This is a genomic window from Nonomuraea sp. NPDC050202 (assembly GCF_040656115.1).
Lineage (GTDB): Bacteria > Actinomycetota > Actinomycetes > Streptosporangiales > Streptosporangiaceae > Nonomuraea.
This window is the reverse complement of the sequence record NZ_JBFALF010000086.1, coordinates 1-13,655: the sequence shown is the minus strand read 5'-3', so window position 1 is coordinate 13,655 and position 13,655 is coordinate 1. Positions and strand designations below refer to the sequence as shown.

Annotated in this window: 8 protein-coding genes; 5 read left to right on the top strand and 3 right to left on the bottom strand. The window is 67.5% G+C overall.

The features are described from left to right. Positions 1-312 precede the first annotated feature (312 nt). Positions 313-789 carry a hypothetical protein gene (locus tag AB0I79_RS62465; protein WP_357895941.1) on the bottom strand — a complete coding sequence of 159 codons (477 nt, stop codon included), beginning with the start codon at positions 787-789 and terminating at the stop codon, positions 313-315. Here AB0I79_RS62465 and AB0I79_RS62460 point away from each other — a divergent pair. Next, complete coding sequence (locus AB0I79_RS62460) at positions 760-1,908, top strand: trypsin-like serine protease (protein WP_357895937.1); 1,149 nt, start codon at positions 760-762, stop codon at positions 1,906-1,908. The genes AB0I79_RS62465 and AB0I79_RS62460 overlap by 30 nt on opposite strands. Before the next feature lie 725 nt (positions 1,909-2,633). Here the strand turns inward: AB0I79_RS62460 and AB0I79_RS62455 are convergent. Further along, positions 2,634-3,218 (bottom strand): hypothetical protein, encoded by a 585-nt coding sequence (locus AB0I79_RS62455; protein WP_357895934.1) that lies wholly within the window; start codon positions 3,216-3,218, stop codon positions 2,634-2,636. A 266-nt stretch (positions 3,219-3,484) separates the two neighbouring features. After that, positions 3,485-3,628, bottom strand: a complete 144-nt coding sequence (locus AB0I79_RS62450; protein ID WP_357895932.1) for a hypothetical protein — start codon at positions 3,626-3,628, stop codon at positions 3,485-3,487. Between the two features lie 60 nt (positions 3,629-3,688). Here AB0I79_RS62450 and AB0I79_RS62445 point away from each other — a divergent pair, with 60 nt between their 5' ends. The 4 genes from AB0I79_RS62445 (at position 3,689) to AB0I79_RS62430 (ending at position 12,386) form a co-directional block, all read left to right on the top strand. Then, positions 3,689-8,773, top strand: a complete 5,085-nt coding sequence (locus AB0I79_RS62445) for a transposase (protein ID WP_357895944.1) — start codon at positions 3,689-3,691, stop codon at positions 8,771-8,773. A 441-nt stretch (positions 8,774-9,214) separates the two neighbouring features. Beyond that, the gene (locus tag AB0I79_RS62440) at positions 9,215-10,195 is read left to right on the top strand and encodes a proline dehydrogenase family protein (RefSeq protein ID WP_357895929.1); all 981 of its coding nucleotides are present in this window, start codon (positions 9,215-9,217) and stop codon (positions 10,193-10,195) included. A 34-nt stretch (positions 10,196-10,229) separates the two neighbouring features. Beyond that, a complete protein-coding gene (locus AB0I79_RS62435) occupies positions 10,230-12,008 on the top strand; it encodes a hypothetical protein (protein WP_357895926.1) in 1,779 nt (592 codons plus the stop codon). 63 nt (positions 12,009-12,071) lie between these two features. Further along, positions 12,072-12,386 (top strand): hypothetical protein, encoded by a 315-nt coding sequence (locus tag AB0I79_RS62430; RefSeq protein ID WP_357895923.1) that lies wholly within the window; start codon positions 12,072-12,074, stop codon positions 12,384-12,386. Positions 12,387-13,655 lie beyond the last annotated feature (1,269 nt).

The window sequence follows — 13,655 nt, the reverse complement described above, 5'->3', positions numbered from 1 at the left end:
GCCCTGGCTCGCCAGGCCGCCGACACCTACGTGCTGGCCAGCTCGGAGAAGATCGGCGCGGCCTCCCGGTTCACCGTTCTGCCCTTGGCGGACGTCGCCGGGATCGTCACCGACGCCGGCAGCGAGAACGCCACCGTGCGGGCGCTCAGCATGCCCATCATCCACGCCACCTGACGTTTCGGGGCGCCCGGTCGGGTTGTGCTCGATGGCGGCGGCGAACGGGCTCGGCGGCGGCATCGGATTCATGTACGTCGTGTTCGAGTACGCCGGCCACGTGCCGAGACCATCGTCGCTCAGGCGCACCCGAGCCGATCATCTCGCTCGCGCTGGACCGGGCCGCGATCCCGCACCTCCGACCGTCAGTTGCAGGCGCAGGTTGGCAGGACGGCGCAGAGCCTCGGTGGCACGGTCGTGCCACCAGGTCAGGTTGTTTTCGGTCGCCAGTCGTTGCAGCGTCCTGAGGTGTTCGGTGGCGGCCTCATGGTGATCGGTGGTGGTGGCCAGCAGAGCTAGGTACCAGTCCACCGGACCGGTGCAGATGATGCCCGAAACTCCGGAGATACGCCCTCTGTAGGGCAGGAGCGTTCGGTACAAGGTGTGGCATTCAGGCTGGTGGTCGAGTGCGGCCATGGCGGCGGCGCGCAGGCATGTCGCTGACAGCCATGACCAGTCGATCGGCGGCCGCGCATGCCGGCCGGCGTGCAGGACGCGGGCCTCGGCCAGGCGGCCCTGGGCGCAGAGTTGGAGGATGCGGGCATCGTGCCCGAGATACAGAGCGCCATCAAACATCAGCAGCCCTTGGTCAAGGCCGCCGACAAGATCAGAAGTGCGGTGGAGAACGGTGGCCTGCCGGCAGGCTACTCGGGTATCGAACTGGCCGGAGACCGGGTGGTCGTCTGGTGGAAGGACAAGATCCCGGGGCGCGTACAGACCGCCATCCGTCAGGCTCGTGAGATCGCCGAAGTGGAGGTGCGCTCTGCCATACACTCCCAACGCGAATTGGAGAAGGCCGCGGACCGGCTCTGGGCCGCCTCAGGGGTGGAGAACGGCGGTAAGGTCCACGCCGTCAAACTGTCCTTTGACGGCAGCGGTCTCACCGCCTCCGTCAAAGACGCCAGCTTCGCCCGGCAGGCGCTGCCGGACGTGGGGGTTCCGGTTGAGCTTGCCGTGCAGGAGCCGATGAAGACCACAGCGTCCCGCTGCAACGACGACATCCCGTGGTACGGCGGCCTGGCGATCCGCAACAACTCCTATGGCCCCATCGGCGGCTGCGGCGGTGACTCCGGCCTCGACTACCACTGCACCGGAGGCTTCCCCGTACGCTACAACGGAGCTCGGTTCATGCTGACCGCCGGCCATTGCGGTGACCCCGGCGACCGGTTCGCGGACGGAGAGGGCCAGGCGATCGGCACCGCCGAGTTCAAGCACACGGAGCACGACCTCCTGCTCATCAGGATCACAGGTGTCGTCTCGGTGAACGAGGGCTCGGGCTGGATCTGGGACGGCACGCCTGGCGTGGACGACTTCCTGAAGCCAGTGATCGGATGGGGATGGACGTACAAGGGGCAGTCGTTGTGCGTCTCCGGCACGATCACAGGGGCCACGTGCGGGCACACCGTTGACGGCAAGTTCACGAAACTCTGCACTGACGATTATGTGTGCCTCACGGACCTGATCTCCGCCAAGAGGCCGAACGGAAGCACACAGGGCGGCGACAGCGGCGGCCCTGTATTCCAGCTGACCAGCGACTTCGGCATGGCGCGAGCCATGGGCACGCACACGGGCCACATCGCGGACGACGGCATCTTCGGCAGGACCGAGTGGACACTGTTCCAGGACTTCGGCACCGCCACCCAGGACTTTCCCGGGCTCCAACCGTTCCTCGGGTTTGAAGGGGATCCCATGTAATCGTGGATAAGGCCGCCCACAACGCCGAGCCACGCCGGCTCCGCGCCGTGGCTCGGCAAGAAGATCTCAAGCGGTCATTGTCGACAAGCCACGAGGCGATCAACGACAACTCCTCGCGCGCCCGCCCAGCTGAGCCCCAACTCGTCCGTAGAGCCGGGATCCGTTGGGAACAGACGAACAGGCCAGCTATGCGCCAGGACGTCTTTTCTCGCCGATCTGAATCCGGCAGGAGTGTGCCGGTGACGTCGAGGTCGAGGTCGTAGACGGTGGCGGCGCGGGGTGCCGCAGCAGTGCCGGCGGTGGGTGGGCCGTCGTCTTCCGGGGCGCGGTGCAGCATGGAGCGGCCGACGCCGAGTTCGCGGCGGTCTGCGTAATGGGCTGGCCACGCACGGCGGGGGCCCGGGTGGCGGCGAGCACCTCGTCGGTCACCGCGACCGGCTGGCTGGCCGTGTGGCCCTGGGCGCGCGCCCTTCAGGCCCTCCAGGATGCGCTCGGAGACCAAGTCTCGCTCGAATGGGTCCCTCCAGGTCTCTGGAACCTGTGGTCGACCTCCACGTTCAGCGCGTGCATGGCACGAGGCAATACTTCCGTGGCCTCCGTGGAGGCAGCCTCGAATCCTTCGCCCAGCACCCGTTCAACCAAGGCGAACAGTCGCATCGAGGGTCGGTGAGAAGGCGACGGTCCTGAGCCGCAGTGGCATGTGGACCGTCGCCTTCGACGACCGTCTAGCTGGGGCGGAGCTTGGTAACCGTTGTCGCCGTCAGGTGCTGCCTGTAGAAGATCGCGGACACGCCGCTGGTCCCGACTCTGCTTCCCAAGGCGTAGCATTCCAAGGACACCGAACCAGGGCTCTTGAGGGTGAGCGTCCTGGTGAAGGCTCCGTGCCACTGCTGGCCTGCGGCCAACTCGGCATCTTGCCCAGGCACGCCGCCCCCAGAAGAGGCGGTCACCATGCAATCCACATCGAACGGCGCCGGGGTTCCGGACCGCTGCACGACCTGCAGGTCCGCATTGACGACGTAGGAGCCCGCAGGCAGGTTGTTGAGCACCGCCACCTTCTTCCGCGTGATGTCGGGCTCGCCGCTGATCAGGTATTCGACGGTGTTGCCCCAGGCCTCGTAAGCCTCGGCCCCGGGGCCAGGCGGACCCGCAGGGCCCTGGGGCCCGACGGCGTTCCAGGCAACGGTCTTTTCTCCTGCGCTGCACGTGGCAGAGGGAGACGGGGAGGGTGAAGGGGCCGGAGCGAGGCGCAGGACGTTGTCCTCGCCGGCGCAGGCGACGATCTCCCCGCTCGCTACCGCGGCGGTCACAGCCGCGACCCCTCCGCTGCCGACAAGCAATCCAGCCATCACTCCCACTGACAGTAAGGCACTGCTTCTCGCTCTGCTGCTCATATGTCTGTCTCCTCATCTTGAGCATGACCAGTAAGGTCCTGCTTCCTGTTTCGGATTCACCGGTCCCGGATTCCGCCACTGATCTTGTCCGCAGGGACTTGTGATGTGCTTGAGAGGTCTTGTCGGCAACCGGTTGAGACCTTGAGCTTGCTCCGCTTCCGCGGACACCATCGTTGTGGTGGTCAGGCCGCCGCGGCGGCCTCGTAGTCGGCAGGGCTACGGTAGCCCAGGCTGCTGTGCGGGCGGTGCAGGTTGTACCAGCCTTCGATGACCCTGTTGCCCAATTGCGTGGCGCCTCTCAGGTTCTCCTTGTTGATCGTCATCATGGATGATCTTGGATGCGGCGATCCTCCTGTCAACGCCGCAGGATGAGGTGAGTGGTGTCGATGCAGCCGCGTCCGTGGCCGCAGGTGCCCGAACTGACGGCGGCTGTGGCGCAGGCGGCCTTTCCCAAGGGTTGCCTGGCGATGCGGGTACGCGACGAACTGGGGGTGCTGTTCGCTGATGAGGAGTTTGCCTCCGCGTTCGGGCGCCGCGGGCGTCCCGGGATATCACCTGGTCTGCTGGCCTTGGTGTCGGTGATGCAGTTTGCTGAGAACCTCACCGACCGCCAGGCGGCCCACGCGGTGCGGTCCCGCATCGACTGGAAGTACTTGCTGGGCCTGGAGTTGACGGATGCGGGATTCGACTTCACCGTGCTCCACGGCTTCCGCAATCGCCTGCTTGGCCACGGGCAGGAGATGAAGATCTTGGATCTGATGCTGGCGAAGCTGGCCGAACTGGGGTTGCTCACCGCCGGTGGCCGTCAGCGCAGCGATTCCACCCACGTGCTGGCCGCGGTGCGCACCCTCAACAGGCTGGAATTCGTCGCCGAGACGCTGCGGGCGGGGCTGGAAGCACTGGCCGCGGCCGCACCGCAATGGCTCCTCGCCCATGTCGAACCGCGCTGGATCGAAGAGTACGGATCCAGAGCCGAAGGATATCGGCTGCCACGTGAGGAGGACGAACGCGCCGCGCTGGCGCGACAGATCGGAGCCGACGGCTATCGGCTGCTGGAGGCGCTCCACAATGCCGGCGCACCGCGTTGGCTGCGTCAGATCACGGCGGTGGACACGTTACGGATCGTGTGGATCCAGCAGTTCCAGCGCGTCTCCAGGGCTGACGGCGAGCAGGAGGTGAGCTGGCGCAAGGGCGAGGACCTACCGCCGGGACGGGACCTGATCAGTTCGCCCTATGACATCCAGGCCCGCTATGCGACCAAACGCGGATCCGGCTGGACCGGCTACACGGTGCACCTCAGCGAGACGTGTGACGATGCCGCCCTTGGCCGCCCCCATCTGACGGCCACCGACATCAACGATCACGACCAGATCGTCGGTGAAGCCAACCGCGAGCCGACGGATGCGAAATACGCCTACCTGCTGGAGCCCGGCAGTCCCCGCCCTGTCATCAAGTCCCTCAGCCTCGAAACGCAACGCTATCCCTCGGAGGAATGGACCGAGGTGCCGGACGGCCAGGCGAACACGATCGACGGCAATCGGGTCCGCATCTCCGTGACGGTGCGCAATCCCACCCCGTTCCGCCTTTCCCGCAAGCTTCGGATCTCGGAGATCCATCGGGGCAAGCCCCTGCCCGGCGGAGAGATCGACATCGACCTCGAACCACACGAGGTCAACACCCAACGGATGACCTGGGACACCGCCGGGTTCGCCTGGGGAGACGGCTACGCGAGCGGATATCGCAGCCTGTTGGCCGAACTCTTCACCGTTGGGGGCAAGCAGGAGTCGTCCGACAGCGAGTCCATCCGGGTGCAACCCAAGCCCGTGGTGTTGGTGCACGGCTTCCGCAGCAACGCCAAGCAGGCGTGGGAAGGCTACGACGCGATCTTGCGGCGCATCAACCCCCACCTGCACGGATTCGCGGTCGGCGACGGGCAGGTGCCCGGCCGCATGAACACCGACGGCGACCAGAACGAGGGCCGCCGCACCTTCACCCTCCCGCAGAACGTCGAGCAGGAGGGGCTCTACATCGAGGGCGTCAGAAAGCGCACCGGTGCGTTCCACGTCGACGTGCTGGCCCATTCGATGGGCGGCGTCATTACCCGGAGGTACATCCAGGCCGGTATGCCGTCCTCGCCGGACGGCAAGCCGGTGATCAACCGGCTGCTGCAGCTGGGCACCCCCAACAGGGGAACGCCGTGCGCGGACATCCTGGTCAACTGGTACGGCGGGATGAACAGTGAGATGCCCTTGACGCCCGCGATCGAGGAGCTCACCACGGATTCCATGAACACCTTCAATACCGAGTACACGGATCTGAAGGGTGTGAAGATCTCCAGTCTGGTGGGCGTGGGCAACAAGTCGATATGCACCCACTACCCCCGTGACTTTGACGGCGACGGTGTCGTCCCTGCGGACAGCGCGCGGCACGTCTACACCGACGTTCCCACCACGCTGACCACGCATGTGAAGATGACCAAGTCGGTGGCGGATGCGCAGGCCTACGTCGCGCCGCGGCTGGCGTCGCTGCTGGCGGGAGAGGGGGAGCCGGCCCCGCTCAAGAGCGCCGGATCCGTGAAGGCCACGAAGGGCGATGCCAGTGCGGTGTTCGCCACGCTGTCGGCGACGGCTGAGACGGGCAAGACGGTGAGCGTGCCCTTGGAGGTGCCGGACGGGTCGCATTTCGGGGTGGTCGGCATGCTGCCGCAGACGGTGGGGATGGTGCTGCGGGATCCCTCCGGCAAGCCCGCCGCATCGTACACCGCGGGCAGTGAGGTCGCCGTGGAGCCGTTCCAGGGGCTGAGCGTCGCCCAGCCGCAGGCCGGGGCGTGGAAGGTGGAGATCTCCAACACCGGCGCCGAACCGGTCACCGTCGACCTGGGCGCATGGGTGGCAGGCAGCCCGCTGAAGGTCGCGGTCGCGGCTGAGCAGGTCTCCGACGATGGCCGGGTGAAGGTCACAGCCACGGTCACCGACCACGACAAGCCGGTCACCGGCGCGACGGTGAAGGCGGTGCTGTCAGCGTTGGGCGGGGCCCGCCACGAACTGGTGCTAAAGGACGACGGCGGTGCCGGCGTCTACAGCGCGACGAGTGAGGCGCTGGCCGACGGGAGGTACCACGTGGTGGTACGGGCCGAGACGGCACAGGGCCTGCGGACCGGTCAGGGCGTCGTGGAGGTCGCCGAGGGAGACCAGCAGCGGTTCGAGCTGACGCTGTCGGCGCAGCCCGGCGGCTCGGTGGCCGCCTCCCCGGAGCAGGACAAATACCGCCCCGGCACCAAGGTGAAGGTGACCGCGACCCCCGATGCCGGCCGGATGCCGATGGGGTGGATCGTCGACGGCCAGGAACGGCACAGCGGCGGGACACTGGAGCTGGTGATGGACGGCCCGCACACCGTGGTGGCCCGGTTCGGGTCCTATGCGGTGACCGAGCTCGGCACGCTGCCCGGTGGGTATGCCGGCCTGACCAAGGCCGTGGCGATCAACGACCGCGGCCAGGTCGCGGCCACGGCGGGGCTGACCGACACCAAGACCCGGGCGGTGCGCTGGCAGGACGGGAAGCTGACCGACCTGGGCGTCCTGCCGTGCACCGATGCGCCGGTCATGGTGTGCGCGGCGACGGCGACCGGCATCAACGAGGCCGGGGACGTCTCCGGCTGGGCGATGACCACGACCGCCCAGGGCAACGAGCAACACGCGGCGGTCTACCGCGACGGCCAGGTGAGCGACCTGCATCCGGAGTCCGGCGAGGAGCTTCACGACAGCATGGCGCTGGGCCTGAACGACAGCGGCCAGGTGTTCGGGTTCAGGGACAAGCGGAGCGGCTCCGGCGCGTACGTGATGTGGAAGGGAGGAACGGCCACACCCTTGGCCGGTGACCTGGAGCTGTGGACGAATGATCAGCCCAGCGGCCGGATCAACGCGCGCGGCGAGGTCGCCGCGGCCTACGTAACGTCCCGCACTCCCGGCGCAATCTCGCGCAGCCCCGCCTTCTACGACGGGACGAGTACGAAGGCGCTCGAACTGCCGGTCCGCGTCGGCCCGCTGACGTGCACAGGCGTCGCCGGTGCCGCGCACGGCGTCAACGCCTCCGGCTTGGTGGTCGGTGGCGGGCTGTGCAACGCCAGCAACGAAACGGTGGTCCATCACGCCTACACCTGGAAGAACGGCGAGCGCACGGATCTGGGCGCGGGCATTGCGACCGCGGTCAACGACCACGGCCTGGTGGCCGGCTTCGCCGGCGCGCCCGAGAGCGCGGTGCCGGCGCTGTGGCTGGCCGGGGTGACGTACAACCTGGCCGAGCTGCTGCCACGTCCGCTATGCCCGGAGCACACCTGGGAGACCACCCAGCCGTGCATCGGCCTGAAGACGCTGTACGACATCAACTCCTCCGGGCAGATCGTGGCGCAGGGTTTCGTCCGTGACCGTTCGGCGAACGTGTACGGGTTCATCGAGGAATCCCGCTCGTTCGTGCTGACGCCGACGGCGGCGGCACCGGCCGACCTGGAGGTGAAACACACCGCGTCGGCGGCCGAACCCGCACCGGGCTCGGCGCTGACCTGGACGGCCACAGTGACCAACAAGGGCCCCGGCACCGCCGGCGACGTGCGCCTGGACCTGCTCATTCCCCACAACGCAGGGACCCCGACCTGCGCGGCCAAGCAGGGGACGTGCAGCCCACTGAAGGAGGGTTTCCGCATCACCGTCCCCGAACTGCCGCCGGGCTCCTCGGCCACGGTCGAGGTGGGAACCGTCCTTCCGGCCGGCCTGTCCGACGGAACCGTCTTGGAGACCCGGGCACGCGCCGCCAGCTTCACGGTCGCGGACCTCAAGCCGGGCGACAACAGCGCCGAGGCCATCGCCACGGTCCGCCCGATGCTGGACAAGACCGGTATCTCCTGGCCGGACCGGGTACGGATCGGCAGCAGCAGCCATCCGGTCGCGGTGACGCTCACCAACCGCGGCAACGCACCGATGCCGATCACGGCCATCGCCGCCGACGCCCCGTTCTCGCAGACCAACGACTGCCCGGCTGAGCTGGCCGTCGGCGCCAAGTGCGTGGTGCAGGTGGTCTTCACGCCCACTGCGGAAGGCAAGGCGACCGGCAAGCTGGCCTTCACCACCGCACGGGGCAGCGCACCCGCGTACGCGGTGACCCTGGACGCCTGGGGGGCCGTGGCCAACGCCGGCCCGGTGATCCAGGTGCCGGACCCGCCGCTGCGAGGGAAGGAGGGCGAGCCGTTCACGCTACGGGTCGAGTTCACCGACGCTGATGCGTCCGACACTCACACCGCCAAGGTGGTCTGGGACGGCGGATCAATGACCGACGCGCAGGTGACCCAGCGGACCGGTGGTGGCACCGTCACCGCGACCACTACCTTCACCGCCCCACGGGAGGATGAGGCGGTGGTGATCGTGACCGACAGCAAGGGCGATACGGTCATGCAGCGGATCGCCTACATCATCGAATAGGGCGCGTTTGGACGTCGGCGCTGGTCAGGCCACTGCGCTGCCAGCGTCGACGGTACAAGTGCGGTGATCGCAAGAAGTGCCAAGCGATCGACAATGGGCGCCGGATATCGTCGGCGCCCGATCGCTTCGCGCCTTGCCTTCTCCAAGGGGTACGCCTTGGACGGCGTTCTGCAGGCGCGGCGTCGACCTTCACATCACAGGTTTCCGGAAAGGTGAACCGTGCCCAGAAAGATTCGTGGTCAACGGGTCGCGCCCTCCCAGGGGTCGAAATGTTGGCCACCTCGCTTCTCGTCGCAGGTGGCGTCGCCTCCCTCTCCTCGGCAGACGTTCCTGCCGCTTCCGGGGTGTGTGGCATCTCTGAATCGTTGATGCCGCGGACCGGCCGGCGGGCCGATGTGGCCGCGATTGCACTTGTTTACTTATGACAGTTAGGCACCTCTCATGAGCAACCCGCTCGTCGTTACCGAGGAATCATCAACCCAGGCGGCTCAGGTCCTGCGCGGGCTTGCGCTGAATGAGAAGGTGAAGGCCCGGACACTCGCCGACCCCGTGCTCGGCCGGATCGTCCGCAGGGTGGCCCGGCGCTACGTGGCCGGCGAGAGCCTGGCGGATGCCGTGGAACAGGCAGCGCAGATCATGGTGGCCGGCCACCGTGCGAGCGTCGAATACATGGGCGGCAGCTGCCGCGACCCCGAACAGGCGATCGCGGAGACGGATGTGTTCGTCGAGGCCGCACGCCGGCTTCCGCCGGGCTGCTCGGTCTCGCTGGCTCTGTCCCATATCGGCCTGGCGATCGACGAGGATCTTGCTTTCGGCAACGCACTCCGCATCGCTCAGGTCACCGCCGAAACGGGACGAGAGATGGTGATCTCCGCCGAGGGCTCCGTCCTCACTGACGCGGTCTTGTCCGTGCATCGCAAGTTGTGTGAGCGTTTCGGCCACGTCGGGATCACTGTCCAGGCGCGGCTGTACCGCACCGCTGACGACCTGCCGGCGCTGCTGGCGCTGCCTGGCCGGATTCGCCTGGTGAAGGGTGCTTTTCCGGAGTCTGAGACCATCGCCTGTTCGCCAGGGGATCCCGCCCTGCCTGCCGCCTACCTGCGTCATGCCGAGTCGCTGGCCGACTCGGGGCACCTGTGCTCGTTCGCGACCCATGACTGGGACCTGATTCACCGTATCGATCAGCATCTCGGCGGAGGGGGGCATGATGACGCGCCGTGGGAGTTCGAGACCCTGCTCGGCTGCGGGCCCGATCGCCTCGCCGCGATGGCCGAGCGAGGACACCCCACCCGGGAGTACGCGGTCTTCGGCACCGAGTGGTGGCTGTACGTATGCATGATGCTGGCGGACGACCCGCAGCGCCTGCTTCAAGCCCTCATCGACGCCGCCTGCCCGGAGCTCAGCCCGACCGAGGCGATGTAGGGCTTCACCACCAGCTAGTAAGAGAAAGGAACTCATGAAAAGGACAGCGTTACTGCTGAGCACGGTGCTGCTCAGCGGGCTGCTGGCCGCCCCTCCCGCGCGCGCCGCCCCTGCGGCCGGAACAGCCGCACTCTCGGCCGCCACAGCGGCAAAGCCGCTCACGACGGCTGTTGCCAAGGTGAAGGCGAGCCCCGCCAAATACTCGGGCGTCTGCCCCACCACCGTCGGCTTCTCCGCAGTGGTCGCGGCCAAGGGAAAGGGAACCGTCCGCTACCGCTGGGTACGCGGCAACGCCAGCAAGAGCGTGATCAAGAGCTTCAGGGTCAACGGCGCCCGCAAGGTCACCGTGAAGGACCGGCAGACCTTCGATCAGAGCACCTCCGGCTGGCAAGCCGTCGAGATCCTCGGCAAGAAGGGGCTGGCTGCCAAGGCCCGTTTCCATGTCGCCTGTGACGGCCCGGCCGAAGTGTGGGACGTGGCCAACCCCTTGCCCGCCAAGCCGGACGAGCCGCTCATCGCCGCCGCCGACGTGGACGTCACCCCGGCCACTTACACGGGCACATGTCCCACCACCGTCACCTTCACCGGCACCATCCAGATCTCGCGCACGCCGGCGACGGTCGCCTACCGGTGGATCGACAGCGCCACCGGCGAGGGCCGGACCGAAACGATCTCCTTCCCGGCCGGCGGGCCCCGCAGCCGCCAGGTCACCCTGCCGTTGAGTGTGGGCTCCTCCACCAGCGGCTGGAAGGCCATCGACGTCCTCACCGCCCGCGGACACGACTCGGGGCGGGCCGCTTACCGGGTGACCTGCACAGGAACGCCACCACCGGTGGATCCCCCGCCTGTGGACCCGCCGCCGGCCGGGCAGAAGCCGACGGTGAAGATCACCCAGGTCCATCCGGGCGACTACAACGGCAGCTGCGCCCAGCCGGTCGATCACTGGGCCGACAGCGAGATCACCCTCCCGGCCGGACCAGCGCAGAAGGTCAAGTACTGGTGGAAGCTCGATGACACGCAGTGGAAGCTGGAGGAGGTGAACTTCCTCGCCAGCACGTACCCGCGAATCGCGAGCCCCACGGCCAACTGGAAGTTCACATCGAAGGACGTCGGATCTCACAAGATCGCACTGATTCTTGAGAACGGCACGCGGGCCGAGCGATCGTTCAGCTTCTCCTGTCCCGGGACCGAGCAGGTCACGGTAACCTTCAGCTCCATGTCGACGCCCGTCTACAAGGGCGAGTGCGACGGCGTGGTCACTCTCAGGGCGGACGCCGTGGTGGTCGCAGACCGGGATACCGAGATCCGCTACCGCGTGATCGCGGGCGACGAGCCGGGGCCGGTCAGGACCGCCCGGCTTGAGCGGGGCCGGGGCCAGACGATTGGCGATATGTGGCACAGTCGGCTGAACGGCAGCGGCACCCGTACCGTCATGATCGAGGTGATCGACCAGAACAGGCCGCGCAAGTACCACGCCTACACCTGGACCTGCGTTCCGAAGGACCCCTCGCCCGGTCCGGTGCGCGTTGCCGCGCTCTGGCCGCAGGCATATCACGGCGATTGCGCCGAGCCTCCGTACATGGTGGCGAACGGCCGCCTGGCGGCTGCGGTCGGTACGGAGATCGGCTACCGATGGCTGATCGACGGGCAGCCGAGAAGTGCCGGCACGGTGACCGTTGGTAAGAGCGGATGGGCGGAGCTGCAGACCTCGTGGACGCGGCCCTCCAAGTCGGACGGGACCGTCGCACTTGAGGTGCTCAGCCACAACAAGCCGATCGCGCAGGCCGCTTACCCCGTGACCTGCGACAGATGATCTGTCCCTGTGGCGGGCTCATCGAGCCCGCCACAGGCTTCAGCGGAGCCCCACAGACTGTACGTGAGATCCAAGGCAGGATCCGTGCCCGCCGACTATCCCGACGCGGTCGTGGCGATACTGGCCGAGAGCTTCTCCAGGTTGGCCGAGCCTTGTACGGCCCAGGCAGCGGTCGATGCCATTCGGCGTCACCTTCGGCGGCCGGACGAGGCGTTCGAGTTCGTGATGGACGATCCGGACGAGGCGAACTGGCGGATTCACATCGACAGGCGCGACCCAGGACGGGTGCGGGTGTCCTGCTTCCGGTACATGCTGACGGCGTTCGACCGATACCATGAGGAACGGCTGAACGCCGCCCTGGCCGCACTGCCGGCGTAGCCCCGATTCCCTCAGATGCGCGCGCATCTCCCAGCGGGATCTCCGCCCCGCCCTGGCCGTTCGCGTGTCCGCGACACGGCCAAGGCCGGCAGCCCGCGATCGCCTGCACGATGCCATGGGGACCCCGCCGGTGGCCCAGGAAGGTCGCCCGGCGGGTGAACCGCCTATCGGGGCCAGGTGGTCTGGGTGACCTTGGAGACGCGGGTCGCGGTCAGGTACTGCCGCTGGAAGACCACCGGGACGCCGCTGGTCCCGTACCTCTTGGTCGACGCGTAGCACTTCAAGGACACCGAAAGCCGGGCTGCTGAGGGTGACCGTTCTGGTGAAGCTCATGGACCACTGCCGGCCCGCGGGCACTTCGGCACCGTCCCAGTGTTGAATCCTCCTGGTGGGGTCTCCAGACCACATTCCGCGTCGAACGGCTGCGGGTCTCCAGACTGCTGTCTGATCCGCAGGTCCAGGTTGAGAACGTACGAGCCCGCGGGCAGGTCCTTGAGCACCGCCGCCGTTTGCGGTGTGGGCGCGGCATCGCTGGTGACGTACCCGAGCCCTGCAGGCGGAACGGACTGGTAGGTCTCACCGGCCCCAGGACCGGGCGGACCTGCAGGCCCCTGCGGCCCGACGGCGTTCCAGGAGTGGGCCTTCTCCCCATCGCGGCACGTGGCCGAAGGCGAGGGGGAAGGGCTGGGGGCCAGGCGCAAAACGTTGTCCTCGCCCGCACAGGCCACGATCTCTCAGCTGTCCACGGCCGCGGTCACGGCGGCAACTCCTCCGCCACCGACCACCAGGCCGGCCATCACTCCGACCGACAGCAGGGCACCGCGTGTCGCCTTATTTCTCATACACCTATTCCGTCTTCCTGTATTGGATTCGTCCGTTAACCCTGCCTACAGATGCTTGTGACGCGCTTGGGAGAACTGGGCGGTCGCTGTCCCGGAAAGGGAATCGGCGGTCGCGGAGGCCACAAGGAGCCACAAGGCAGATGGCCGATTGCGTGTCGCCGCTGGTGGCCGTCAAGCGGGCCACAAGGACGACCGGTCAAGCTCGGGCGGGCGGCATCATTCCGATCTCCGCCACGCAAGGTGGCCCTGAACCAGGGGCCGCCCTCTGCCCAACGGGCGTCGAGCTCGACCCGGCCGGCAGTAGGGAACGATAAGATGAATCTCTCGGAAAAAACAAGGAGAAACGTGCATGCTGGCCGCCCAACGCCGTGACTTGCTCCTGGAACGTCTCAACCGGGACGGCCGGATCATCGCCAAGGACCTCGCC

Excerpts from the sequence above, each read along its gene's own strand:
- AB0I79_RS62450 (WP_357895932.1), bottom strand. The coding sequence starts at position 3,628 with ATGATGACGATCAACAAGGAGAACCTGAGAGGCGCCACGCAATTGGGC.
- AB0I79_RS62465 (WP_357895941.1), bottom strand. The coding sequence starts at position 789 with ATGTTTGATGGCGCTCTGTATCTCGGGCACGATGCCCGCATCCTCCAA.
- AB0I79_RS62435 (WP_357895926.1), top strand. The coding sequence starts at position 10,230 with ATGAAAAGGACAGCGTTACTGCTGAGCACGGTGCTGCTCAGCGGGCTG.
- AB0I79_RS62440 (WP_357895929.1), top strand. The coding sequence starts at position 9,215 with ATGAGCAACCCGCTCGTCGTTACCGAGGAATCATCAACCCAGGCGGCT.
- AB0I79_RS62445 (WP_357895944.1), top strand. The coding sequence starts at position 3,689 with ATGCAGCCGCGTCCGTGGCCGCAGGTGCCCGAACTGACGGCGGCTGTG.